Annotated in this window: 14 protein-coding genes and 1 pseudogene; 9 read left to right on the top strand and 6 right to left on the bottom strand. The window is 70.7% G+C overall.

Features of this window, described 5'->3' with window-relative positions; all coding sequences use genetic code 11:
• Positions 1 to 79: 79 nt before the first annotated feature.
• The 3 genes from ACTMS2_RS15045 to ACTMS2_RS15035 are packed head-to-tail and all read right to left on the bottom strand — an operon-like array spanning position 80 to position 2,069.
• On the bottom strand, positions 80 to 727 hold the full coding sequence (locus ACTMS2_RS15045; RefSeq protein WP_441175909.1) for a class I SAM-dependent methyltransferase: 648 nt from the start codon (positions 725 to 727) through the stop codon (positions 80 to 82).
• Complete coding sequence (locus ACTMS2_RS15040; protein WP_441175908.1) at positions 724 to 1,398, bottom strand: TIGR04282 family arsenosugar biosynthesis glycosyltransferase; 675 nt, start codon at positions 1,396 to 1,398, stop codon at positions 724 to 726. Before ACTMS2_RS15040 ends, ACTMS2_RS15045 begins: the two co-directional genes overlap by 4 nt.
• The gene (locus ACTMS2_RS15035; RefSeq protein ID WP_250101218.1) at positions 1,395 to 2,069 is read right to left on the bottom strand and encodes a glycosyltransferase family 2 protein; all 675 of its coding nucleotides are present in this window, start codon (positions 2,067 to 2,069) and stop codon (positions 1,395 to 1,397) included. Before ACTMS2_RS15035 ends, ACTMS2_RS15040 begins: the two co-directional genes overlap by 4 nt.
• A 146-nt stretch (positions 2,070 to 2,215) precedes the next feature.
• On the opposite strand from ACTMS2_RS15035, the gene ACTMS2_RS15030 reads away from it, so the two are divergent.
• Positions 2,216 to 3,697, top strand: a complete 1,482-nt coding sequence (locus ACTMS2_RS15030) for a hypothetical protein (RefSeq protein WP_441175907.1) — start codon at positions 2,216 to 2,218, stop codon at positions 3,695 to 3,697.
• A 43-nt stretch (positions 3,698 to 3,740) separates the two neighbouring features.
• On the opposite strand, the gene ACTMS2_RS15025 is transcribed toward ACTMS2_RS15030, so the two are convergent.
• Positions 3,741 to 4,802, bottom strand: coding sequence for an NAD-dependent epimerase/dehydratase family protein (locus ACTMS2_RS15025; protein ID WP_441175906.1), 1,062 nt, complete (start codon positions 4,800 to 4,802; stop codon positions 3,741 to 3,743).
• A 249-nt stretch (positions 4,803 to 5,051) separates the two neighbouring features.
• On the opposite strand from ACTMS2_RS15025, the gene ACTMS2_RS15020 reads away from it, so the two are divergent.
• The 4 genes and pseudogenes from ACTMS2_RS15020 to ACTMS2_RS15005 all read left to right on the top strand — a co-directional run bounded on the left by ACTMS2_RS15020 (position 5,052) and on the right by ACTMS2_RS15005 (position 9,923).
• Positions 5,052 to 6,398, top strand: coding sequence for a molybdopterin-dependent oxidoreductase (locus ACTMS2_RS15020; protein WP_441175905.1), 1,347 nt, complete (start codon positions 5,052 to 5,054; stop codon positions 6,396 to 6,398).
• Positions 6,391 to 6,879, top strand: coding sequence for a hypothetical protein (locus tag ACTMS2_RS15015; RefSeq protein ID WP_441175904.1), 489 nt, complete (start codon positions 6,391 to 6,393; stop codon positions 6,877 to 6,879). Before ACTMS2_RS15020 ends, ACTMS2_RS15015 begins: the two co-directional genes overlap by 8 nt.
• Positions 6,880 to 7,542: 663 nt before the next feature.
• Positions 7,543 to 7,710: pseudogene (locus tag ACTMS2_RS15010) on the top strand (substrate-binding domain-containing protein); the annotation flags it as partial.
• 746 nt (positions 7,711 to 8,456) lie between these two features.
• On the top strand, positions 8,457 to 9,923 hold the full coding sequence (locus tag ACTMS2_RS15005; RefSeq protein ID WP_441175903.1) for an endo-1,4-beta-xylanase: 1,467 nt from the start codon (positions 8,457 to 8,459) through the stop codon (positions 9,921 to 9,923).
• 196 nt (positions 9,924 to 10,119) lie between these two features.
• Here the strand turns inward: ACTMS2_RS15005 and ACTMS2_RS15000 are convergent, their stop codons facing one another.
• Complete coding sequence (locus tag ACTMS2_RS15000; protein WP_441176018.1) at positions 10,120 to 10,224, bottom strand: carbohydrate-binding protein; 105 nt, start codon at positions 10,222 to 10,224, stop codon at positions 10,120 to 10,122.
• Between the two features lie 250 nt (positions 10,225 to 10,474).
• Positions 10,475 to 10,915 carry a hypothetical protein gene (locus ACTMS2_RS14995; protein ID WP_441175902.1) on the bottom strand — a complete coding sequence of 147 codons (441 nt, stop codon included), beginning with the start codon at positions 10,913 to 10,915 and terminating at the stop codon, positions 10,475 to 10,477.
• Between the two features lie 715 nt (positions 10,916 to 11,630).
• Between ACTMS2_RS14995 and ACTMS2_RS14990 the strand changes: the two genes are divergently transcribed.
• The 4 genes from ACTMS2_RS14990 to ACTMS2_RS14975 all read left to right on the top strand — a co-directional run bounded on the left by ACTMS2_RS14990 (position 11,631) and on the right by ACTMS2_RS14975 (position 25,606).
• Positions 11,631 to 13,166, top strand: a complete 1,536-nt coding sequence (locus ACTMS2_RS14990) for an argininosuccinate lyase (RefSeq protein ID WP_441175901.1) — start codon at positions 11,631 to 11,633, stop codon at positions 13,164 to 13,166.
• A 70-nt stretch (positions 13,167 to 13,236) separates the two neighbouring features.
• Positions 13,237 to 15,537, top strand: coding sequence for a pyridoxal-phosphate dependent enzyme (locus ACTMS2_RS14985; RefSeq protein ID WP_441175899.1), 2,301 nt, complete (start codon positions 13,237 to 13,239; stop codon positions 15,535 to 15,537).
• 9 nt (positions 15,538 to 15,546) lie between these two features.
• On the top strand, positions 15,547 to 18,906 hold the full coding sequence (locus ACTMS2_RS14980; RefSeq protein WP_441175898.1) for an AMP-binding protein: 3,360 nt from the start codon (positions 15,547 to 15,549) through the stop codon (positions 18,904 to 18,906).
• Between the two features lie 10 nt (positions 18,907 to 18,916).
• The gene (locus ACTMS2_RS14975; RefSeq protein ID WP_441175897.1) at positions 18,917 to 25,606 is read left to right on the top strand and encodes an amino acid adenylation domain-containing protein; all 6,690 of its coding nucleotides are present in this window, start codon (positions 18,917 to 18,919) and stop codon (positions 25,604 to 25,606) included.
• Positions 25,607 to 25,629 lie beyond the last annotated feature (23 nt).

Below are 25,629 nucleotides of genomic sequence, written 5' to 3'. Positions count from 1 at the left end.
GCGTAGCGACGAATCGGTTGCCGACGGCCGGCCCAAAGCTTGCCAGGTTCTTACGGCTGCGGCCTGCCAGGGGCGGAGGTCATGGCGCGGCGGGACGGTCCAAGCGGGTCAACTCGGCGAACCAGCGACAGTCAGACCGGAACACCTCGCCGACCGCCAGTCCCGCCGCAGCAGCGACACCTGACACCGCATCCGTGTCCAGCCACGCCCAGCGGAAGGTAGGGCCCCGGTGCCGTCCGGTCGCCACGTGGACCTGCCCCTGCCAGGCGCCGGCGCCAGGCGGTTCCAGCTCGACCAGCACCGTGCCGGACGGACGCAGCAGCGCCCCGCACCGTCGCAGCAGCGCGACCGGGTCGCCCCCGATGCCGATGTTCCCGTCGAGCAGCACCGTGTGTGCCCACCGCCCCTCGGCTGGCAGCGGGCCGAACAGGTCGGCGTGCACGGCGACCGCGCCGCGCGCCCGGGTCAACGCCACCGCCTGCGACGACACGTCCACCCCCACGGCGCTCAGCCCGGCCCTGGTCAGTGCCATCGACATCCGGCCCGGACCGCACCCCAGGTCGAGGGTGGGCCCGGCACAGCGGGCGACCACCGTCGCGTCCGCGGGGGTGGCCGGTCGATGCCACCGCTTCACCGGCAGGCGGCGGCGGGGCCCGTCCGCAGGCATCAGCCAGTGCACGTCTCCAGCGTGGTCGCGTAGCGCGGAGGCGAATCCGTCCCCGTTCACGCGCGTACCACCATGGCGCGACGCACGGCCTCGACCTGGCGGGCGAACCGGCCATCCGGGATCGCCGCCGCCACGTCGCGCGCGTCGGACCAGTTGTCGACGTCGCGCAGCACGGGCAGCGGCACGGCGCGTAGCCCGCGTCCAGTCAGTGCGGACCATGTCGATCGGCCCGTGTCCGGCGTCGACATCGGCACCGCGCGCAGCATCACCGCCTGCCGGGGGTCGCGTAGCCCCAGCGCCCACCAGCCGCCGTCGTGGGCGTACCCAAGCGCTGCGTCGGCATCTTCGAGCCGGCACATGGCGGCGGCCAGCCGCGCCGGGGTCAGTTGCGGGGTGTCCATCCCGATCTGCAGCACCCGACGGTCGGGGAAGGTCTCGGCGACGTCGAGGTGGGCGTGCGCGAGTCGGTCGGCGAGATCCGTGCCTCGCTGCGGCAGGACCGACCAACCGGCGAGGGCGGCGGTCAACTCCACGCCGTCCACGGCTTCCGCGAGGTGTCCGGCCAACGCCAGAACGGGTGTCACCCCTGGTGTCTCCCGGACGGCATCCAGGGTGTCCCGCAGCGCGGCGGCGGCCAACTCAGCGGCCTGGACGGGAGTCGCCGGCGGGCACAGCCGGGTCTTCACCAAGCCGGGCACGGGCGCCTTGGCCATCACCAGCACGACGGTCACCGGGGCTCCCGTACGGTACGCAACACGGCGGCGAAGTCTCGGGTGGCCCGTAGGGTGCCCCGTACGGAGCCGGAGACCTTGGAACGGGTGCCGGCAGCGCGCGGGGCGTAGGTGACATCCACCTCGTGGATGCGCCAACCCGCCGCGGCGGCCCGGATCAACAGCTCCAGCGGATAGCCGAAGGCCCGGTCTGTGACTCCGAGGGCGAGCAGTGCCTCCCGGCGGGCCACCCGGATCGGGCTGAGGTCACGCAGCGGCACGCCCCGGTGCCGCAGCAGCGCGGCGACCAGCGCCGTGCCCGCCCGGGCGTGCCAGGGCCACACCCCGACACCGACCGGTCGACGACGGCCGACGGCCAGATCAGCGACCCCGTCGGCGACGAGGGCGACCAGGGCGGGTAGCTCTCGGGGGGCGAAGGATCCGTCGGCGTCCAGCACGCAGACGAGTTCGGTGTCGGCCACCTCGATCCCGGTGTGCACGGCCGCTCCGTACCCCCGCCGTGGTTCGTGCACCACCCGCGCACCGTGCCGGGCGGCCACCTCGGGTGAGCCGTCGCGCGACCCGTTGTCAACGACGATCGCCCGGTATCCGGGCGGCAACGCGGTCAGCACGGCGGGCAGGGCAGCGGCCTCGTCCAGGCACGGCAGCACCACGTCGATCTGTGTCGGCATACCGCCGACGCTAGGGCCGGCCCAGGGCGGCCCGCGCCCGATCCGACCTTACGGAACACTTACCGCACAGACACTTCTTACCGTCCGGTGACATACCGACGAAGTGGCTGACGGGGGCGTGGACCGAGCCGTACCGTCCGGTCGACATGAGACCCGGTGCCACCGTTTCCCGCTCGTCCGTCCACCACCGCATCCCGAACCGCCACCGGGGCGACCTGCTGGTGCTGGGCGTCGAGGCGACGCTGTTGGTCACCGCCGTGGCGGTGGGCGCGATGCTCAACCGCGCAGGCGTGGGCCTGCACGCCGACGCCGCGCCGCTCTACGCCACCTGGAGACCGCACCTGGGCTGGGGCACGCCGGCCGCGTTGGCGATCGCCGTCGCGGTGGTCGGGCCCGGATCGCAGTGGGCCCGCACCGCCCGATGGGGCACTCTGCTGTCCGTCGGCTACCTGGCGGCGGTCGGCTGGACGCTCGCCCTGGCCCTCGTGGACGGCTGGTCGGAGGGGCTGACGAGACGGCTCACCCCGCAGGCGGAGTATCTGCACGAGGTACCCCGGGTGACAGACATCGGGCGGATGCTGGCCGGTTTCGCGGACCGCATTCTGGACTTCCAGCCCGGCTCGTGGTCCACCCACACCGCCGGCCATCCACCAGGTGCCCTGCTGGTGTTCGTCGCACTCGACCGGGTGGGCCTGGGTGGTGGCACGGCGGCGGCGCTGGCCTGCGTCCTGGTCGGGGCAAGCGTCGTGGTATCCGTGCCGATCGCCTTACGGGCCCTGGGCGCCGGCGGGGCCGCCCGAGCATCGCTGCCGTTCCTGGTGCTGCTGCCCGGAGCGGTCTGGATAGGTGCCTCCGCCGACGGTCTCTTCACCGGGGTGGTAGCCGCCGGCCTCGCGCTGCTGGCAGTACGAGGAACCGCGACCGCGTTGGCCGGCGGCGTACTGCTCGGCTTCGCGCTGTACCTGTCCTACGGCTTCGTGCTTGTCGCGCCCCTGGCTCTCGTCGTGCTCGCGCTGCGTCCAGGAGGCCGGGGTGCCGCGCTGCTCGCTGGCGCGACCGGTGTGGCCACGGTGGCAGTGGCGTTCACCGTGGCGGGGTTCTACTGGTGGCAGGGGTACGACCGGGTGGTCGAGCGCTACTACCAGGGTTGGGCGGCCGACCGTCCCTACACATACTGGGTCTGGGCCAACCTGGCGGCGCTGCTGCTCTCTGCCGGGCCGGTGGTCGGGCCGGCGCTGCGCCGCACTCTGCACTCGGCCCGCGGGGCCTGGCGGGCGTGGGCCAGCCCCCCGGAACTGACCGCGCCGACGCCGAGGACCAGCGGATCGGGACCGGGCGGTGGACTGCTGACCCGCGTCGCGGTGCGAAACCGGCGGCTCGGCGCGCTCGCGCGACGGGTCGAGACACTCGGGCCTACCGTTCTGCTACCGGCCGCCGCGCTGCTGGCGGTGCTCGCCGCCGACCTGTCGGGCATGAGCAAGGCAGAGGTGGAGCGGATCTGGCTACCGTTCACGGTCTGGCTGCTCGTGGCCACCGCGCATCTGCCCGCCGCGACGCACCGCTGGTGGCTGGCCGGGCAGGCGCTCACCGCCCTGGCCGTCAATCACCTGCTGTTCACCGTCTCGTGAGCCGGCCCCCCGCCGTCGCTGGGTGGGGGTGGGGCGAGTCTGCTCAGACCGACACGACGGCGGGTTCCCGTAGCGGATCGGTGGCGAAGGCGCTCACTCCGTCGACGAAGCTGACCCGGGCGGTGTATCCGAGCAGGTCGCGCGCGCGGCCGGGGTCGGCGACCACGTGCCGCACGTCGGCGGCCCGGGCGCCGCCGACGACCACCGGTGCTGGCCCGTCCATCGCCGCCGCCAACGCGGTGGCGAGATCACCGACGGTGTGCGGCTGGCCGGAGCAGACGTTCACCGGTACCAGACCGTCCGGAGCCGAAGCGGTCAGCGCCAGCACGTTCGCGCGCGCCACGTCGGAAACGTGCACGAAGTCGCGCCGCTGCAAGCCGTCCTCGTAGACCCGCGGCGGCCGACCATGGGCCAGCGCCGACCGGAAGATCGACGCGACGCCGGCATAAGGGGTGTCGCGGGGCATCCGGGGGCCGTACACGTTGTGGTAGCGCAGTGCCCAGACCCCTGCCCCGGTCTGCCGGCTCCACGCGGCGGCCAGATGCTCCTGGGCCAGTTTGCTGGCCGCGTAGGTGCTGCGCGGTTCGAGCGGGGCGTCCTCCGGCACGAGTGCGCTGGTGAGTGGGCCGGCGCATACCGGACAGGTGGGGTCGTACCGGCCGGCGGCGACATCGGCCTCGCGACGTGGGGCCGGTCGAACGACCCCGTGCCGGGCGCACGTGTATCGCCCTTCACCGTAGACGACCATGGAACTGGCCAACACCAGACGAGACACACCAGTCCGGTGCATCGCCGCCAGTAGTACCGCCGTGCCGTAGTCGTTGTGGCTGACGTAGTCGGGAGCATCCGACGGGTCCAGTCCGTGCCCGACCATCGCCGCCTGGTGACACACGGCATCGACCCCGGCCAGGAGATCGTCGAGCAGGTGCGGATCGCGGATGTCGCCAACGACCGGATCATGGCGGCGGAACCACGCGGGCAGCACGCTCCCGTGCGCCTGGGGCAACAGCGCGTCCAGGCACACCACCTGGTGCCCCTCCGCGACGAGCAGGTCCGCGACCTGCGATCCGATGAACCCGGCGGCGCCGGTGACGAGTACCCGCATTGCGTCACGCTAGGTCAGCGGGGCGGCCGTCGGGGCCGGTTCGGCTCCGACGTCAGCACTTCGTAAGGGGACGGCCGGTAAGCCTTCGGTAATGCCGCAAAGCCCGCCCGAGGGCGCCGTTGCCGGTTAGCGTCCTGCACGAAGCCCGTCGCGTCCGGTTCGACGCCCTCGCCGACTGGAGGAACCGTGCCAGCCGACCCGCCGTCTGACGATCCACCTGCGGGAGCTGACCGTGGTGAGCCGAGGCGCATGTCCGACGGGCCTGGGCGGTCCGCCGGGGCGATCGGTAAGCGAATGGACGCCTACCCGGCGCGGCTGTGGCGTGCGTTGGATCGGCATCGCCCTCCTGGAGCGGACGCCGCCACCAACGCGTGGCGCAGTCCGGTGCGTGGCCCGTGGTTGACGTCCGTGTTCGGCGTCGTCCTGCTCGCCACGCTACCGTTGGTGATCATCACCGGCCTCCTGGACTGGATCGCGTACGGCCCTCGGCTCGGTCAGGCATTTCCCCGCGACGTGGGCTGGTTGCGCCCTCTCGTCTTCGACTGGCCGACCCGCCCCGCCTGGTTGTTCCGGCTCACCCAGGGGCTGCACGTGACGCTCGGCATCGTGTTGGTTCCGGTGGTGGTGGCGAAGCTCTGGTCGGTGGTACCCAAGCTGTTCGACTGGCCGCCGGCCCGTTCGCTGGCCCAGGTGCTCGAACGGCTGTCGCTGCTGCTGTTGGTGGGCGGAATCCTCTTCGAGATGGCGACCGGCCTGCTCAACATCCAGTACGCGTACCTGTTCGGGTTCGACTTCTACACCGCGCACTGGTACGGCGCCTGGATCTTCACCGCCGCCCTCGTCACGCACGTGGTGATCAAGCTTCCTCGTACGATCTCCGCGCTGCGTGGCCCGCGCTTCACGCGTACGACGGCGGAGGAGACCACGCCGGAGCCGGCGGATCCGGACGGGCTGGTAGCCCGCCGGCCCGGCCCGGCGACGATGAGCCGACGTGGCGTTCTCGCCCTGACCGGGGGCGGCGCGTTGCTGTTGGCGGCGCTGACCGTCGGGCAGAGCCTGGACGGGGTGCTGCGCCGGACCGCGCTGCTGCTACCCAGGGGGCGGCAGCCCGACGAAGGACCGAACGGATTCCCGGTCAACCGGACCGCCGCCGCGGCCGGTATCCGACCCGCTGACACCGGGGCCCGGTGGCGACTGACGGTGCGCGGCGGCAGCCGTACGGTCGAGGTGGACCGCGATGGCCTGCTCGCGATGACGCAGCACACCGTGGACCTGCCGATCGCCTGCGTCGAGGGTTGGTCGACGACGCAGACCTGGACCGGGGTCCGGCTACGGGACCTCGCCGCTGTGGTCGGCGCACCCGACAGCGCCGTGGCGCGGGTCGAGTCGTTGGAACAGGGCGGTCTGTTCCGTCAGGCCCGGTTGCAGGTCAACCAGGTCCGCCACCCCGACTCGTTGCTCGCCCTGCGGGTCAACGGCGTCGACCTCTCGGCCGACCACGGCTATCCGGCGCGGATCATCGTTCCTGCGCTGCCTGGCGTGCACTGCACGAAATGGGTCCGCGGAATCACCTTCGAGGAACAGCCCCATGACTGAGTTCCGGCGCACCTATGGCGCCGCGCTCTGGCATCTACTGCTCCTGCTCGGCTGCTTCGCGGTGACCGGCTGGATAGCCTTGCGGCTGGCCGCAGAGCCGACCGCGGGGCGGATGCTGCTCTGGTTCATCGGCGCGGTCATTGCCCACGACCTGTTCCTGTTCCCGCTCTACGCGCTGGTCGATCGGGCGCTGCGCGCGGCGATGGGTGGCCCCGAGCGTCGATCGGCGCTGAATCACGTGCGGGTGCCCGCGCTTGCCTCCGGGCTGCTCCTGCTCGTCTACCTTCCCGGCATCCTCGGACTCGGCGGCAACACGTACACGGCTGCGACCGGCCTGCCCCCGCAGCCGCTGCTGGCCCGCTGGCTGGTGGCCAGTGCAGCGATCTTCGCCGTCAGCGCGGTGCTCTACGCGCTACGGCGGCGTCCCACTCAGAAGGTTGAGGGTTCGAGTCCGGACACACCTCGTGACCAGCGCAGATAGTGGACCGCCCCGGACGCGACCGAGGGCAGGGCAGGGGCGGGGCGTCGCGGCAGGAGATTCCCGCGACGCCCCGCTGTCCGTCAAACGGGACTGCCGGTGACCGAGCTACCGGACTTGGTCAGGCGGTGCGGGTCACGTAGACCTGGTCCGCGGACGCGGTGGCGGACCGGGTGGGCCTTTCTGACGTACTGCACATTCATCAGGGAACTCTTCGCCACCGTGTCGAAGGTGATCAACGGCCGGGCCGGGTCGCCGCGGACACCCGGGCGCGCGTCGAGGCGGCCATCAACCAGCACGGATACCGTCGGCCGTCACCAGTCACCCGCAGCAACACGATGGAGCTGGCCTTCGACGAGTGGCCCAGCTGGACGAGATGCAGCGCCGCCGGTTGCACGTCGGGGTATCCCGTTCGTGGTCTTCGACCCCACCATCGAGCTGACTGACGATGTTCCGTTCGTCGGAGGCGACGAACCGGGCCGGCGGCCGGTCCGCCACCCGCCACCTGATCGGGCTGGGGCACCGACGCATCGCGATGATCGGGGGCCCCGAATCGGTTCTGTGCTGCCGAGCCCGGCTGGACGGCTGCCACTCCGCCCCCGACGCGGCCACTCTGCCGGTGGATCCCGACCTGGTGGTCCACGCCGGCCTGAACCACGGGACGGCATGGCGGCGGCGCTGGAGCTGTTGAGCCGTCCCGGCCGCCCGACGGCGATCTTCGCCTGCAACGACCTGCAGGCCCCCGGCGTCTACCGGGCTGTCCGGGTCAGGGGCCTGCGGGTCCCCGCCGACCTCAGCGTGGTGGGCTTCGACGACCTGCCGATGGCCGCCCTGGTCGACCCCCCCACTGACCACCGTTCACCAGCCGCTGATCGAGATGGCCGTCACCGCCACCGGGTTGGCGCTCACCCTGGGGCGGGGGAGCGGGCGGCGCAGCTCCGGCTGGAACTGGCGACCACCCTCACGGTCCGTCACCACCGCGTCCCCGCAACCTGACGTACGCCGGCGGCAGCGCGGCGCGACAAGACGCAGCCCCGAACCCGCCGCTCGGCCGGCAACGATATCGCTAACAGGAGTTGCCGCCGACTTCTCTGCCCAAGGTCGCCGCACGGGGGCACCCGGTCGGGATGTCGCGGTCGGGCGTGGCCGAGGTCGGCTTCTCGTTCGCCGCAGCCGATCGCGCGGGCGTGCGCCGAGGGTGATGCGGGCCGAGTTCGGCGCGCTCCGACGGTGTCCCGGCTGTGTGGCATGGCGGCGTTTGCACGTCTTGACGAACCTGATGTTATCGCTCACCCTCGATGTCGAGGATGACGGCAGCCGTGGCTCACCGGGCGAGCTCGCTGGCCGGACCTCGCGTCCAGGGCATCCCAGGCGCCGCCTCAGGACCATCAGCAGCCGTGCACGACAGCCGATAGGGCCGCCGTGCCAGCGCGGACCGGCCGATGACCGGCGGAGCGCGCCCGGGGGGGCATCGCTACCACCCGTCCGACCGTCAGCGAACCGCGTCCGCCGTCCGGACCGGCTTGCCTGAGCGAAATGGCACATCACCACCACCGCTGAGGACAACGAGAAGGAACGACATGAGAACCAAGAGAACCCTGCTGTCGACGGCGACTCTCGTCGTCGCACTGACTGCGGGTATGACGGTGGCGCTGGCCTCGACGGCCAGTGCCGGCACGACCCTGAAAGCGTCCGCCGCCGAGAAGGGTCGCTACTTCGGCGCGGCCGTCGCGACGGGCAAGCTCTCCGACAGCCAGTACGTTGGCATCCTCAACCGCGAATTCAACAGTGTCGTCGCCGAGAACGAGATGAAGTGGGACGCCACCGAGCCGCAACAGGGTCGGTTCAACTACACGGGCGGCGATCGTCTCGTCAGTCACGCACGGGCCAACGGCATGAGCGTGCGCGGTCACGCCCTCCTGTGGCACGCGCAGCAACCGGGTTGGGCGCAGGGACTGTCCGGCACCACCTTGCGTAACGCCGCGATCAACCATGTCACCCAGGTGGCCGCCCACTTCCGTGGGCAGATCCACTCCTGGGACGTGGTCAACGAGGCGTTCGCCGACGGCGGCAGCGGCGGTCGGCGTGACTCGAACCTGCAGCGTACGGGCAATGACTGGATCGAGGCGGCGTTCCGCGCAGCCAGGGCGGCCGATCCCGGCGCCAAGTTGTGCTACAACGACTACAACACCGACGGCGTCAACGCGAAGTCGACCGGCATCTACAATATGGTGCGGGACTTCAAGGCCCGTGGCGTGCCGATCGACTGTGTCGGTTTCCAGTCCCACCTGGGCACCTCGGTCCCGGGCGACTACCAGGCCAATCTGCAGCGCTTCGCCGACCTCGGCGTCGACGTGCAGATCACCGAACTCGACGTCATGACCGGCTCCAACCAGGCCAACATCTACGCGACGGTCACCCGCGCCTGCCTGGCCGTCTCGCGCTGCAACGGCATCACCGTCTGGGGTGTGCGGGACAGCGACTCCTGGCGCGGCACCGACGACGCCCTGTTGTTCGACCGATCAGGCAACAAGAAGGCGGCGTACACCTCCGTTCTCAACGCCCTCAACGCCGGCGCCAACCCGCCCTCCACACCTCCGCCGGGCACCCCGGTGGACACCAGTGCCTGGTACGTGCTGGTGAACCGGCACAGTGGCAAGGCGTTGGACGTGTACAACCTCGCGACCAATGACGGCGCCCGGATCACCCAGTGGGCCAGGAACAACGGCAACCAGCAGCAGTGGCAGTTCGTGGACTCGGGTGGCGGCTACTACCGGTTGAAGTCCCGGCATTCCGGCAAGGTGCTGGACGTCTACAACTTCTCCACCTCCGATGCCGCAGCGATCGTGCAGTGGAGCGATGGCAACGGCACGAATCAACAGTTCCGGCTCGCCGAATCAGCCGGCGGTTACGTGCGTGTGATCAACCGCAACAGCGGCAAGGCCGTGGAGGTGCAGAATGCGTCCACCGCCGACGGTGCCAACATCGTCCAGTACGCCGACTGGGGTGGCAACAACCAGCAGTGGCAACTGATCCGCATCGGTTAGGACGGCCGTACCGTCGGCCCAGCGAACCGCACCAGGATTCCTGAGAAGGCGTCGGCTGGTCGCGGAGGTTGTGAACCGGTACCCACGGTGGCGCGGACGGCATCGTCCGCGCCACCGTGAGGCGTCGCTCACCCCGAGAACCACCTCGCGCTCGACCCCACGTGCAGGGGCAGGCCGTCGAGGGCCTGCCCTCCGTTCACTGCGCAGCGGTGGTACTCGTCCAGTTCTGCCAGCCGCCGGTGCCTCCCGCGGTGCAGGTGCCGACGACCGGGCCGTTCGTACTGTCCAGCCGCAGCTCGATCCACCGTTGGGCGGTACGCCCGCAGCTGGCGAGTCCGGGAGCTGCGGGGCTGGCGGGCGCAGCGTCCCCTCACTACCGGAGTCGCCGGCTCGCAGGCCTGGTGCGACCGAGGCGGGCAGGTGCTGGCGGATCTGGCCCCGCGCCGGCGGCAGACCTCGGGCTGACCCGTGGCCGGGGCGGGTGGGTGCGGGTGGTGCGGTACCTGCACCCACCCGCCCGAACGCGATGCGACGAGCGTGGTGGGGAATCTTCAGAGGGTGAAGACGACCGTGGAGATGCTGCGTGCCCCGATGTTGACGCTGACCTGCCCTCCGTTCACGCTGGTCGGCTGGCTGGCCGCATTGGCGTTCTGCGAGGTGAGGTAGTGCTCCGCCCTCGTCACGTCCTGCGGTGCCTGGATCACGGCATTGTCGACCGCGCTTGCCGAGCGGTTGAGGATCACCAGCGTGATCCTTCCACCACCCTGGTAGGCGGTGACCTCCAACGGTGAGGCCTTGGAACTCTTCGTCAGGGCGACCCGCTGGTAGCCGGGGCGGACGTGCTTGGCGTACTGCGAGAACGCGTACCCACGCTTCAGCGGAGCACCCGCGGTCGTGCCGTAGGCGGCCTCCCCGTCGCCGATGAAGGAGTAGTCACCGGGGGTGCTGGAGGGGCTGTCGGCCGCCCTCTCCGACCCTTCGAGTGCCTCCACCACCGACACGGCATCGCCCACCGTCGGTCAATCAGGTGGCGGGGAAGTCGCCGCCGTCCCGGGAAGTCGGAATGCCATGACCGCCGCACGGGCGGTAGTCGCGGAGCGGCTTCTAGTAAGGCGTCATCGACGGAACCTGGAATCCTGCTTGAATATGCCAAGTGTGGACAGGAGTCGTCCCGTGTTGGCTGACGATGATCGGGGCCACTTGAACCGGCCTAAATCCCCTGACGCGTTCCAAGTGTCCAAGCGCCAAAGACGCTCAACCCGTCCAGGTCGCCAGCCTTTCCAGCAGTGAAGATAGCCAGGGGTGGCCTCGAACGCGGGGGAAAGATCCCACCGCCGCTAGGGCGCCTAGGCGGATGCTTCGGAGCCGGGCGCCGGGATGAGCAAATACGACCTGTACCAGACATAGCGTGCGAATGCGGTTCCTTGCGTGGTACGGGGGGCGCGGCTACGCTCGCCCCATCGAAGATCGCTTATTGGCGCGAACTGCAGTTCCACGCTCCGTTGCTTGCGCCATTGTGTAGTCGCTCCACGGGGGAGTTGGCTTGATGTCTGCTGACGGCAGACATCGAATTCGTCCAGCGCCGCCGATCGCGCCTTCCCTTGTGGATCGTCGCACCTTCCTCAATGACTGTCTTTCATTCGAGGCGGTCTGACCCGCAGGCGATGTCACGCGCCGCAAGGCGCGGATTTGCGCTGCGGTCCGGCCGTGCAACAGCGTAACGGAGGTCTTCAGTTGCAGCTCGTACCCGAGGGCTCCGCCCTGATGTCGGGACGCTTGTCCAGCGGTCCGTCCCGTCAGGTGCATGAAGAAATCCTCCGGCCGCAGTTCATCTTCGACATGACTCACCTGCTTCCTCACTATCTCGCCGTGGAAGTGGCTCTCCTGTTCGAGTACGAGCGGATGGGAGTCATCACCGGCGATCAACGGCGAGACATCACGGACAAACTCGGCAGGATCGACGAATCCACGCTCAGCGCGGACCCCGCCACCAACATGTCCGACACGTCGATGGCCATCGAGCAGTGGGTGCATCGTCAGCTGACCGAGCCCGTCCCGACCTGGCACGTCGACCGCAGTCGCAACGACTCCCAGGCGACCGCACACGCTCTCGCGGCACGCGAGTGGTTCGGTGGCGCGGCGGAGGACCTGCTGGGCCTCGGTGAGGCTGTCCATCGACTCGCCAACGCTACGACCGACATCCTGATGCCGGGATACACCCATCTCCAGGCAGCCCAGGTGATCACTCCCGGCTTCTATCTGGCCGCCCTCTCCCAGCAGATCCTGCACAACCTGCGCCGCTGGCTCGCCACCTATGACAGCAACGACCTCTCGCCGCTCGGCGCGGGCTCGATGGCAGGTCAGCAGATGCCCTGGGACCGTCACCGCATGGCGCACCTGCTCGGCTTCGCGGGACCGGTTCCGCACGCCCTCACCGCGGTCGCGTCCCGGTCGCTGGCCCTGGAGATGATGGCGGAATTCTCCATTCTCAGTGTCGAACTGAGCCGCTTCGTCACCGACCTCATGACCTGGGGTAGCAACGAATATGCCTTCATCGACCTACCTGACGGGCTTTCCGGAATCTCGGCGGCGATGCCGCAGAAGAAGAACTTCCCGATCCTGGAGCGGATCCGCGGAAAGCTGGCGCATCTCGGCGCCTTCGGTGTGGACATCGTCCTCGCCCAACGCTCGACGCCCTATTCCAACATGGTGGAGGTGTCCAAGGAGGCGACCGCGAACCTCCACGTCTCCGTCTCCACCACGCGGACGGCTCTGCGGCTCTTCTCGACCGTCATCGACAACCTGCGTTTCCGATCCGACCGGATGCGGGAAGCCTGCCGGCGGGAGTATCTGGGCGCGTTCGCACTGGCGAACGACCTGACCCTCAACGACGGGATCCCCTGGCGCGAGGCCCAGATCGTCGTCGGGCAGTACATCGCCGCCGCCGTCTCCTCCGACATCCCGCCCCATCCCGGAGACCCCGGGCTGTTGACCGAGGTCGCCGGCCGGCACGGATATCAGGTCTCCGACGCCGAACGCGTGCTAGCCAACGCCTTCGACATCGAAAACGCAATTCGTGACAAGCGGTCGACGGGCTCGGTCAATCCCCAGGCGATGACCGACCTGCTCGCCAGCCAGGCAGACGATTTCCGACTCCTCCGGCAGCAGTGGGACGACCGTCGTGAACGGCGAGGTTCCGCTCGGGCACTGCTCGGACGTCAGCGTCGAATCGGGGAAGAATGACGATCTTGAGCGGAACAGTCCGGATGGGCGCGAACGACGTCGGCACCTACGCACGATCGGGGGCCAGCGCGTGATCTTCCAGAACGTCGTCGACGCCATCGGGCACACGCCGTTGATCAGGCTGAGGATGGATGTCGACCCGCGCGTCCAGGTGTACGCCAAACTCGAACTCCAGAACCTCTTCGCGATGAAGGACCGAGTCGCCCGCCACGTGATCCTCGAGGCCAGACGGCTGGGCGTACTCCAACCGGGCGCGCCGATCGTCGAGAGTTCCTCCGGCACGATGGCGCTGGGAGTCGCACTCGTCGGAACCGCCCTCGGACATCCGGTGCACGTCGTCACCGACCCCCGGATCGACCCCGTGACGCTCGCCAAGCTGCGCGCCCTGGGCTGCCGGGTGCACGTCGTCGACCGGATGTCCCGCCAGGGCTGGCAGGGTGCCCGCCTCGAACGGCTGCACGAGCTGCTCGAAGGCCTGCCGGGTGCGTTCTTCCCCGAGCAGTACCGGAACCCGGACAACCCGGGTGCGTACCGGTCCCTGGCCGCAGAGCTGCTGGGGGACCTCACCTCCTTCGACGTCCTGGTCGGGGCGGTCGGCACCGGTGGATCGCTGTGCGGCTCGGCCCGTGCGCTGCGACGCGCGCTGCCCGAGCTGCGAGTGGTGGGGGTGGACTGCGTCGGCAGCGTGCTGTTCGGTCAACCGGACGTGCCCAACAGGCTGCAGGGCGGCCTCGGCAACAGCCTCGAACCCGCCAACCTGGACCGTCGCCAGATCGACGAGGTGCACTGGCTCAACGACCGGGAGGCGTTCGGCGCCACCCGTGACCTGGCCCGCGAGCAGCAGATCTTCGGCGGGAACACGTCGGGATCGGTCTACCAGGTGTTGAAGGACGTGGCCCGCCGGGCGGAGCCCGGGACCCGCATCGTCGGCATCTTCCCCGATCGCGGCGACCGGTACGCGCAGACCGTCTACGACGACGGATGGGCCACCGACCGCCTCCACGAAATGGACGCGGCGGACCGGCCGCGTCCGATCAACCCCGGCGAGGTCGCCGTGAGCTGGTCGCGGACAGCCGACGTCCCGCGCACGGCCGACGAGCGGTACCTGCTGTTCCTGGAGGCGAACACGAGCGGGACCGGCGTGCTCGCCCTGAGCGTCGCGCGACGGATGGGGCTGCGTCCGGTACTGCTCACCGACCGTCCCGACCGCTACCCGGGGCTCGCCGACACCGACTGCGAGGTCCTCGTCTGCGAGACTCACGACCTGCCGGGCCTACGCTCGCTCATCCAGGGCAGGTTCCGTCGTGAACAGCTCGCCGGGGTGACGACGACGAGCGACTTCTACACCGTGCTCGCCGCCGAACTGGCCGACTGGCTGGGACTGCCGGGCAACCCGCCGGCAGCCGTGGCCGCCTGCCGGAACAAGGCCCTGCTGCGGGAGGCGCTGCGGGACAGCGGGATCCGGCAACCCCGCTTCGTCGCGGTGACGGACCCGGCACGGGCCGCCGCCGCGGTGAGCGAGGTCGGACTGCCGTGCGTGGTGAAGCCCGCGGACGACTCCGGATCGAACGCCGTACTGCTCTGCGCCACCGTCGAGGAGGCGACCGCGCACGTGGAGGCGGTCCTGGGGATGCGCTTCAACGTCCGGGGAATGCCGACCGCCCGCTGCGCACTGGTCGAGGAGTACGTGCGGGGTGCCGAGTTCAGCGTCGAGGTGTTCGGCGAGAGCACCGGGAACCGCTGTCTCGGGATCACCGAGAAGCGGGTGACCGGTGGGCCGCACTTCGTGGAGCTCGGTCACGTCTTTCCCGCGGACCTGCCGGCGGATCAGGCGATCGACATGGTGGATGCCGTCCTGCGGGCGCTCGCCACGGTCGGGATGTCACACGGAGCGACCCACACCGAGGTACGCCTCACGCCGTCCGGCCCGGCCATCATCGAGATCAATCCCCGCCCGGCCGGCGGGATGATCCCCGAGCTCTACCGCCTCGCCACCGGCTCCAACCTGCTCGCCGCGCAGCTGGCGGCGGCCGTCGGCGAACCGACCCGGCTCTCCTCGACCACGAACTCGTACGCCGGGATCGAGTTTCTGGTGGCTCCGCGACCCGGGACGCTCCGGGGTACCGCGGGCGGGGCGGAGATCGAGCGCCTCGACGGCGTCGAACAGGTGACCGTGACGGCGTCCCCCGGCACGTCCGTGCGACCACCACGAAACGCCTACGACCGCCTGGGGCACGTCATCGCCACGGGCTCCAGCAGAGCGGAGGTGATCCACCGGATCCACACCGCCGTGGACCGGGTCCAGCTGCTGGTCGACGAGGAGCGCCCGGAAGTCTTCAGCGACGAAGCGTCCCTGGCCCCGGCCCACTGAGAGACGACCATGACGCACACCTCTCTCATCGCGGCTCTGTCAGCCTGGGCGGACACCCGGGCCGACGAGCACGCTCTGACCTTCGTCGACAGTGCCGGGGCGGCGACCAGCACCACGTACGGGCAGCTCGACGAGGGCGCCCGTACCGTGGCCGGCCACCTGCGGTCGATCGCTGAGCCGGGCGACCGGGCGCTGCTGCTCTTCCCGCCCGGCCTCGACTACGTCACGGCCTTCCTCGGCTGCCTCTACGCCAACGTGGTCGCGGTCCCGCTCTACCCGCCGGGCCCCAACGCGCGCCTCGACCGCGTCACCACCGTCGTGCGCGACTGCGGAGCCACCCACGCGCTGACCACCGCGAAGCTGGTCGAACCGCTGTCGGGGCTGGCGGCCGAGCCGGACGGATTGGCGGTGCACCCGATCGAGGCGGTGCGGGCGCAAGCCGCTCCGGTGGGGCCCCACCGGCCGGGGCAGGACGACCTCGCCTTCCTCCAGTACACCTCCGGATCGACGGGCGATCCCAAGGGGGTCATGGTCGGCCACGGCAACCTCACCGACAACCACCGGGCCATCGCTGCCGGCTTCGGGATCACCACCGACGACGTGGTGCTCAGCTGGCTGCCGATGTACCACGACATGGGTCTCATCGGCACCACGTTGCTGCCGCTGTTCGTGGGCATTCCGGCGATCCTGCTCGACACGTTCGCGTTCGTCCGGGATCCGCTGCGGTGGCCGGCGGAGGTGTCCCGTTTCAAGGCGACCTGTTCCGGGGGACCCAACTTCGCCTATCAGCTCCTGGCGGACCGCTTCGACGCCGGGCTGCTCGACGGGACAGACCTCAGCTCGTGGCGGATCGCCTTCAACGGCGCGGAGCCGGTGGACAGGCGGACGATGGACGCGTTCTCCGCCGCGTACGCGCCGCTCGGGTTCGACCGCCGGGCGTTCTATCCGTGTTACGGCCTGGCGGAGGCGACGCTCTTCGTCAGCGGCCCCGAGGCGTCGACCGGCTACCGTGCCAGCACCTTCGATCGGGACGCTCTCGAAACGGGTCGGCTGACCGAGGCGACCGGAGCAGCAGGGACGGACTCGGTCACGCTGGTCTCCTGCGGTACCCCGCCACCGGGTACGACGGTCGCCGTGCGCCGCCCGGACGGCGAACCCTGCGCCGAGGGCGAGGTCGGCGAGATCTGCGTGAGTTCCGGCGGGGTGGCCGCCGGGTACTGGGGCAGGTCCGACTCCGCCGCGACGTTCGCCGCCACCGTCGGCGGCCGGCAGGGGACGTTCCTGCGTACCGGGGACCTCGGCGCGATGTACGACGGCGAACTCTACGTCGCCGGGCGCCAGAAGGACCTGATCATCCGAGCGGGCCGCAACTACCACCCGCACGACATCGAGGCCTTCGCCACCGCGGGCGACGAGTACCTGCGCCCGGGCGGTGCCGCGGCGTTCCAACCGGAGACCGGTGATCAACGGGTGGCGCTGGTGGTCGAGGCCTCCCGCAGCGGGCTGGCGCGTCTGCGCGCGGACCCCGCGCTGCTCACGTCGTTGACCGGTGGGCTGCGGCGTCGGGTGGTCACCGAGTGCGGGTTGGACCTCGACGACGTGGTCGTCGTCATGCCCGGCGCGATACCGAAGACCTCCAGCGGGAAGATCCGCCGGCGTGCCACCAGGGAGCAGTTCGTCGGCGGACGGCTCAAGCTCGTCGTGCCGGCGGTCCCGTCCGCGGCACCCGAGCGGGCCGCCGCCGACACCCACCCCGGCGACCGGTCCACTGCGGTGGAGCAGCTCGTGCGGCGGTACGCGAACCTCGGCGGGGCCGAGTTGGACCCGTCGCTGCCGCTGGCGGCGCTGGGACTCGGTTCGCTGCGACTGATCGAACTCAAGGCGGCGGTCGAGCGGTTGGTGAACGGCACCCTGGACGCCGAGCTGTTCTTCGGCGACCGGTCGGTGGCCGAGCTGGTCGCCGCCGCCGCGGCTCCCGGCCCGGCCGCCGTACCGCTGCCGGCGCAGACCGGCGCGGTGAGCCCCGCCTCGGCCGGCCAGGTCGAGCTGCACTTCTACGACGAGGTGTCCCGCGGCAACCGGGCGAACAACCTGGCGATCGCCCTGCGCCTCTGCGGCCGCGTCGAGGAGGAACTGCTGCGTGCCGCGATCGACACGGCCGTCGCCCGGCACCCCGCGCTGCGCACGACCCTCGGACCGCTCGGCTCCGGCGTCCAGACCGTCCACGACCACGGCACGGTCGACTGGGAGTGCCGGGCCTTCCCGGACGGCCCCGACGAGGCGGTACGGGCCTACCTGCACGAGCGGGCCTACCGCCCCTTCGACCTGGTGAAGGGCCCGTTGGTGCGGGCCGGGGTGGCGTACCCGCCGGACGGCACGGTGCTTCTCGTGGCGTGTCACCACGCGGTCGTCGACCACTGGTCGCTTCAGCTTCTGCTCGCCGAGATCCTGCCCCGGATCACGGGCGGCGACGCCCCGCCGGCCACGGGGGGACCGGGCGCGGCGGACGCCACCGACTGGGCCCGGCTACAGCAGCAGGCGCGACTCGATCCCGGTTGGCGGGACCGGGTCACGGCCCTGGCGCAGAAGTGGCGGCCACTGCGTGACCTCGTCCTCTTTCCGGAACGACCTGCTTCAGCCCGCTCGCCACGACGACGACCGGACCCGGACCGGCACCGGGCCGGCTGGATCGACTTCGAGGTCGACCCGGACGTCGTACGGACGCTCCACCGGCACGCGGCGAGGCGCGGCTTCACCCCCTTCGTCTCCCTGCTGGCCGCCTACGCCGGAGCCCTGCACCAGGTGACCGGCGAGCCGCGGATCGTGATCGGCGCGCCGCACCACGGGCGCACCGACCCGCGCTTCGCCGGCACCGTCGGCTACCTGGTCAACATGGTGCCCCTCCTCGGTGACCTGACCGACCGGCCCGATCCGTCGGCGCTCGAGGAACGCCTGTGGCGGGAACTCCGGGCGGCGCTGTCGACCGCGGACGTTCCCTTCAGCGACCTGGTCCGGGCACTCGCTGCGGATCGGCACGGCCAGAATCCGCTCTTCCAGGCGACGTTGACGCTCCAGCAGCCCGTGGACGGCAGCGACGTGGGACTGTCCGTGCCCTGGATCCGCCGGCGGCGACGGCTCGGCTCCCACGACGTCGAGACGTTCGACATGCCACCCGTGGACGTCGCCTTCGCGACGAGCCTCTACGGCGCCCTCGACGCGGACGGACTCGCGTTCCGCCTCGTCCACCAACGCAACCTCGTGTCCGCGGAGGCGGCAGCCGAGGTGTGTCGGCGCTTCTCCGAGAATCTCGCCCGGTTGGTCCGACGGCCGTCCACACCACTCGCTCACGACCCGGTTCGACTCAGCTAAGGCGGAGATGATGACTGCTTCCGATGGTGCCGTCGGTAATCTGGTGGAGTCGTTCGACGAGGTCGTCCGACGTCATCCGGACAGCATCGCGGTGTGCTGCGCAGACCGGCGGATGTCGTACGCCGAGGTGGCCGCCCGGTCGACGGCTCTCGCCGCGGCGATCAGGGCGCGGGTCGACGACCCGTCGCGTCCGGTGCTGCTGCTCCTGCCGCGTTCGGCGGACATGGTGGTCGCGAGCCTGGCCGTGCTGCGGGTGGGCGCGGCGTACGTGCCGGTCGATCCGTCCACTCCCGCCGCCCGGCTGAGGCTGATCGTGGCGGACGCGACGCCCTCGGTGGTGTTGACGACTCCCGAGCTGGCGGAACTGCTGCCACCGGACACCCCGGTGATCAGGCCGCAGGACGTCGCGGAGGACCGGAGCGACGACACCGACGGGCGGTGCCCTGCGGCGTGGGACACCCGCGCCTACGTGATCTACACCTCGGGCACCACCGGGCGGCCGAAGGGCGTGGAGGTCAGCCACGGCAACGTGCTGCGCCTGATCCGCGCCACCCGGCCGCAGTTCGGCTTCGGCGCAGGAGACGTCTGGACGATGTTCCATTCGTTCGCCTTCGACTTCTCCGTCTGGGAGATGTGGGGGGCGCTGCTGTCCGGTGGCCGGCTGGTCGTCGTGGGACAGGACGTCGCACGGGACCCGGTGGCCTTCCGGGCGTTGCTCGCCGACGAACACGTGACGATGCTCAGCCAGACGCCCACCGCCTTCAACAGCCTGGTGGCGCACGAGATCTCCCAGCCCGACAGGCTGCCGCTGAAGTGGGTGGTCCTCGGCGGTGAGGCGCTGCGCTTCGGTGACCTCCGGCCCTGGGTGGACAGGTACGGCGACCAGCAGCCGCAGCTGGTCAACATGTACGGCATCACGGAGACGACGGTCCACTCCTCGTACCGCAGGGTCCTGGCGGCCGACCTGACGAGCACGGCCAGCCTCATCGGTCGTCCGCTGTCGGATCTCGACTTCCTGCTCTGGGACGAGCAGGGCCAGCCGGTGGCCCCGGGCCAGACCGGTGAGATCATCGTGACCGGGCCAGGGGTGGCCACCGGATACCTGGGCCAGCCCGGAGCGACCGCCGAGCGGTTCCTCGACCTGACCGTCGACGGCAGGCCCGTGCGGGGCTACCGGTCCGGTGACCTCGCGCGCCTGACTCCCGCCGGGGAGTACGAGTACCTGGGGCGGGCCGACGACCAGGTCAAGATCCGTGGGCACCGGGTCGAGCTCGGGGAGATCCACGCGGCGCTGACCGCGGTACCCGGCGTCGAGCAGGTCGCGGTCACCGTCCGTCGGACGCGGCCGCAGCGCAATCCGGTGGTGAAACAGGAGGCGGTGTCCGGGCGGATCTCCTCGGTGCGCAGTCTCGTCCGGGCCGGGCAGCCGGCGGCGTCGGGCACCGGCAACAACCGGGCGCAGATCGTCGCATACGTGACCCACGACCCCGGCTGCGAGCTGGGGGAGATTCCGGAACTGCTGCGGGCGAGCCTGCCGTCGTACATGCTTCCGGCCTTCATCGTCCCGGTGCCGGAGATTCCCGTGAACGCCAACGGGAAGGCCGACTTCACGCTCCTACCCGCACCGACCGCGGCCAACCAGCTCCGGGCGCCGATGGCCACGGAGGCGGACGCCGACGCCTCGTCGGCGACCCTGGAGCGGGCGATCTGCGCGCTGTTCGAGGAGGTGCTCGGCGTCGAGGGGGTGGGACCCGACGACTCCTTCTTCGGCATCGGCGGGGACTCCATCATCGCGGTGCAGCTGCGTGCGGCCGCGGCGAACCGCGGGATGACGCTGGACCTGGCCGACATCTACGAGCTGAAGACGCCGCGTGCGCTGGCCGCGAACGCGGTCGCCACCGACGAGTCGGTCGACCCGCCGGTCGAGCCGTTCAGCCTCATCGACGCGGCGGACCGGGTGCGCCTGCCGGCCGGCGCGGTGGACGCCTACCCGTTGGCCACCCTCCAGGCCGGCGTGCTGTTCCACAGCGCGTACGCCGAAGGCGTCAACATGTACTGCGACATCTTCATGTTCCGGTTGCGCGCCAGGTTCGACCAGGACGCGATGAGCCGCGCGCTCGCGCGGGTGACCGAGCGCCACGAGATCCTGCGGACGTCGTTCCACCTGTCCGGCTTCTCGCAACCGCTCCAGGTCGTCCACGCGCAGGCCCGAACCCCGCTGAGCGTGGCGGACCTGAGCCGGTTCGACGAGGATCGGCAGCTGGCCGAGTTCGAGGCCTGGCGACGTCGGGAGATGAGCAACCCGTACGACTGGGCGCGGCCACCACTGGTCCGGTTCACGGCGCACCTGCTCGGCCCGGACGAGTTCATGTTCTCCATGAGCTTCCACGACACGATGTTCGACGGGTGGAGCGAGACGTCCCTGCTCGCGGAGATCCTCGTCGACTACTGGCAGGACCTGCGGGGCATCGCGTCGCACGACCGTGCCCTGCCCGTGCGCCGGTACGCCGACTTCATCGCCAAGGAACAGGCCGTGCTCCGCGACGAGGCGGTCCAGGAGTTCTGGCGACAGGAACTGGCCGACGTCGAGCCGAGCCTGCTGCCCCGCCTGGCCCGGGGCTCCGGCGCCGTCCACGAGGGGCGGATGGGCTTCCTCAGCGTGGACCTCCCGGCGGAACTCTCCGACCGCCTGCACCAGCTCGCCGCCGCCTGCGGGGTGTCGGTCAAACACGTGGTGATGGCCGTCCACTCGCGGGTGGTGATGGCGCTCACGGGACGCGACGACGTCGTGCTCGGCGTCGCCGCCAACGGGCGGATCGAGGAGGAGGGCGGCACCGAGGTCATCGGCCTGCACCTCAACCTCGTACCCTTCCGGCTCCGGCCGCGGGGCCGCACCTGGCGCGACCTCATCGCGGCCACCAGCGACAAGGAGCGGGAACTGCTCCCGGTGCGGCGCTTCCCGCACGCCGAGATGCTCCGCCTCGCCGGCGTACCCGAGCTGACCGACATCATGTTCAACTACACCCACTTCCACGGCTACGAACGGCTCGCCCACGCCACGGGCATCGAGGTGGTGGACGGCTTCGGCTACATCCAGACGAACTTCACCCTGCGGGCCGAGTTCAACAAGGATCCGTTCAGTCGACTGCTCACGCTCGACCTCGAAGCGAACATGGAGCGGATCTCGGAGGACCAGCTCCACGACGTGGCGGACATCTTCCTGCGGGCGCTGACGAGCATCGTCGACCAGCCGGACGACGAGCCGACGCAGGTCGCGCTGCTCGGTGAGCAGCGGTACCGGGCGTTGCTGGCGATCTCACGCGGGCCGGTCGAGCCGGCGACGGCGACGGGCTTCCTCGACCGGATGGCCCGTTCGGTGCAGACGTTCCCCGACGAGGTGGCCGCCGTCTGCCGCGGCCGCGAGATCACCTACCGGGAGCTCGCCGTGCACGTCGAGCGGGTGGCCGGATGGCTGCGTGAACGGCAGGTGGGTCACGGCACCGTGGTCGGCCTGGCCAGCGGCCGGAACATCGACTACCTCGTCGTCACCCTCGCCATCCTCCGCCTCGGCGCGGTGTACCTGCCGCTGCCGCAGGGCCCGGCCGCACGCGTCGCCCGCATGGTCCGACGGGCGGAGGCGAGGCTGGTGGTGTGCGACGAGACGCACCGCGCCGCGTTGGCCGCGATCGGTGAGGTGGAACTGGTCGATGTGGCGGACGTCCTCGCCGCCGCTGCCGGCGCCCCGGTCGCGCTCGGACCCGCACCGGGCGGTCGGGACAGCGCGTACATCATCTTCACCTCGGGATCCACGGGCGAGCCCAAGGGTGCCCTGATCCGGCACGACGGCATGCTCAACCACCTCGACGCCAAGATCCAGCAACTGGACCTGCGGCCCGGCGACCGGCTGGCCCAGGACGCCGCCGCCACCTTCGACATCTCCGTCTGGCAGTTCCTCGCACCACTCGCCGTCGGCGCCACGACCGTGATCTACCCGGACGAGATCGGTCAGGACGCGGCGTCGCTACTGCGGGCCGTGGCCGAGGACGGGGTCACGGTGCTGGAGGTGACGCCGTCCGTGCTCAACATCATGTGCGCCGAGCTCGCGTTCTACGGCGTCGACGCGTTCGCCCCGTTCCGCCTGCGCTGGGTCGCCTCGCAGGCGGAGACGCTGACCCCGCAGTCCGCCAACACGTTCCGCCGGCTGCTGCCCGGGGTGGGGCTGCTGAACATGTGGGGGACGACCGAGACGTCCGACGACGTCCTGCACCACCTCGTCGCGGCGGACGTCGACGAGCGGGACGCCTCCGTCCCCATCGGACGGCCAGTGCGCAACACCGCCCTGTACGTGTTGGACGGCGGCCGGGAGCCGGTGCCCACCGGCACGCCGGGTGAGCTGTACGCCGGCGGCATCTGCGTCGGTGGCGGCTACGTCAACGACCCCGACCGTACCGCCGCGGTCTTCGTCAGCGATCCCTTCGCCGTCGACGGGGACGGCATCATGTACCGCACCGGTGACCGCGGCCGCCGGCTGGCGGACGGCTCGCTGGAGTTCCTCGGCCGGATCGACAACCAGCTCAAGATCAGAGGGAACCGGGTCGAACTGGACGAGGTCAGTCGCGCCCTCGCCGGCGTCGAGGGCGTCCAGGAGAGCGTGGTGATCGTCCGGCAGTCCGATGACGGCGGTAAGCAACTCGTCGGATTCTTCGTACCGGAAGTGGTCTCCGGCGGTGCCGGCGGTTCGGCCGAGGGCTCCCTGCTCCGCCGGGACCTGCGGCCCGAGGAGGTTCGCTCCGGGCTGAGCCAGGTCCTGCCACGCAACGCCATTCCGGACTTCCTGGTCCGCATCGACCAGTTGCCGCGGACGAGCCACGGCAAGGTCGACACCCGGTCGCTGGCGGCGACAGCCCTGTCCCCGGTCGACGAACCGACCGAGGAGAGCTGCGCCCCGATGACCTCGACGGAGGAGGCCGTCGCCGAGATCTGGGCCTCCGTGCTGTCCGGTCGCCGGCCCGGGCCCCAGGTCAGCTTCTTCGACCTGGGCGGCCACTCCCTGCACGCGACGCAGGTCCTCGCCCGGCTGCGCGACCGCCTCGGGGTCCGCCTGCCGATCCGGGAGCTGTTCGAGAACCCGACGCTGCGGGGTTTCGCCGCCCGGGTCGAGGCGGCGCTGACAGACGACCGGGAATCGGGCGTGCCGATCCCGGCGAGGCCCGCCGGCCTGCGGGAGTTTCCGCTGTCCATGGCGCAGTCGAGCCTCTGGTACCTCGACCAGCTCGACTCCGACGGCGCCTACACCGACGGTTACCTCCTGCATCTGCACGGCGACCTCGACGTGACGGCGCTGCGGACGGCCGTCGACCGGCTCGTCACGCGGCACGAGGTGTTGTCCAGCCGGATCGTCGAACGCGACGGCGTGCCGTTGCTGGTCGTGGATCCCGAAGCGAAGCCGCGCCTGCGGGTACGGCAGGCCACTGACGCAATGGTCGCTCAGGGGGACACCGAGGCGATGCTGGAGTACGTCCGGCAGCGGGCGACGCGGCGCATCGACCTCGGTGGGGTGCTGACCCAGGCCACCCTGTACCGCTTCTCCGACCGGGACCACGTACTCGAATGGACGAGCCATCACGTGGTCACCGACGGCTGGTCCAACGAGGTGATCCTGCGGGAGATCGCGGAGTCGTACGCGGCCCACCGGGCGGGACGGGAGGCGGACCTGGCCCCGCTCCCGATCCAGTACGGTGACTACTCCCGCTGGCAGCAGAACTACCTCGAATCGGCGCCGGCCCGACGCGAGGGCGACTTCTGGCGGTCCTACCTGAAGGGTTACGACGGGGAACTCGCCCTCGCGACCGACCTGGAGCGGACCGAGGACCGTGCGCGGGCCGCGGGCCGGCACCGCCGGGAGTGGGACGAGACCTTCTCCGCCGAGGTGAGGGCGTTCGCGCAGCAACACCACGTGACCCTCTTCATGGTCGTGCACGCCGTCAGCGCGGTGCTGATGGCCAAGCTCGCCCAGCAGTCGGATGTGGTGATCGGTGCGGCCGTCGCCGGTCGGCACCCGGCGGAGACGAAGGACCTCGTCGGCTTCTTCGCCAACACCGTGCCGTTCCGCTACCAGGTCGACCCCGAGCACAGCGCGCGGGCCGTCGTCGCGGTGGTCCGGGACAGCGCCCTGAACGCCCTGGATCACCAGAGCCTGCCGTTGCAGAAGATCGTGGACCTCGTGGGAGCACCCCGTCGACCCGGAGTCAGCCCCCTGGTCCAGGTCGTGGTCTCCGTCGCCCGGTCGATGCGCGGTGCCGCCGCGCTGCCGGGCCTGGACACGACCGTGACCCAGCTGGGCGCGCAGACGAGCCGCTTCGACCTGTTGCTGCACTTCACCGACGAGGACCGGATCGGGCTGACCATCGAGTACGACCGGTCGCTGTTCACCCCGGAGGCCATCGACCGGCTGGCCGGGGCGGCCGACCGGCTGCTGAGGTTCTTCTCTGGCAGCCCGGACCGGCCGGTGGAGGAGGCGACGCTCGTCGACGACGAGGACCGCAGGGCGCTCGGGGAGATCTGGCGGGAGGTGAGCGGCCAGTCCCTGGAGATCGACCACCGCGCGACGGCGACGCTCATCGACTCCCCGCACTGGGGCGCGTACGTGTCGCGGGTCGAAGCGGCAGGGCTGATCGTCCCGCTGGTGCTCGCCCTGTGAGGACCGGCGGGACGAGACCTGGG

The sequence above is a fragment of the Micromonospora sp. SD12 genome (assembly GCF_052068495.1).
Lineage (GTDB): Bacteria > Actinomycetota > Actinomycetes > Mycobacteriales > Micromonosporaceae > Micromonospora > Micromonospora echinofusca.
Note: the sequence above shows the minus strand (reverse complement) of the source record. Positions and strands in the feature narration are given on the sequence as shown.

Bases quoted from the DNA above. Each gene is read 5' to 3' on its own strand.
- ACTMS2_RS15030 (WP_441175907.1), top strand. From the start codon at position 2,216: ATGAGACCCGGTGCCACCGTTTCCCGCTCGTCCGTCCACCACCGCATC.
- ACTMS2_RS15025 (WP_441175906.1), bottom strand. From the start codon at position 4,802: ATGCGGGTACTCGTCACCGGCGCCGCCGGGTTCATCGGATCGCAGGTC.
- ACTMS2_RS14975 (WP_441175897.1), top strand. From the start codon at position 18,917: ATGACTGCTTCCGATGGTGCCGTCGGTAATCTGGTGGAGTCGTTCGAC.
- ACTMS2_RS14980 (WP_441175898.1), top strand. From the start codon at position 15,547: ATGACGCACACCTCTCTCATCGCGGCTCTGTCAGCCTGGGCGGACACC.
- ACTMS2_RS15015 (WP_441175904.1), top strand. From the start codon at position 6,391: ATGACTGAGTTCCGGCGCACCTATGGCGCCGCGCTCTGGCATCTACTG.
- ACTMS2_RS15005 (WP_441175903.1), top strand. From the start codon at position 8,457: ATGAGAACCAAGAGAACCCTGCTGTCGACGGCGACTCTCGTCGTCGCA.
- ACTMS2_RS15020 (WP_441175905.1), top strand. From the start codon at position 5,052: ATGTCCGACGGGCCTGGGCGGTCCGCCGGGGCGATCGGTAAGCGAATG.
- ACTMS2_RS15035 (WP_250101218.1), bottom strand. From the start codon at position 2,069: ATGCCGACACAGATCGACGTGGTGCTGCCGTGCCTGGACGAGGCCGCT.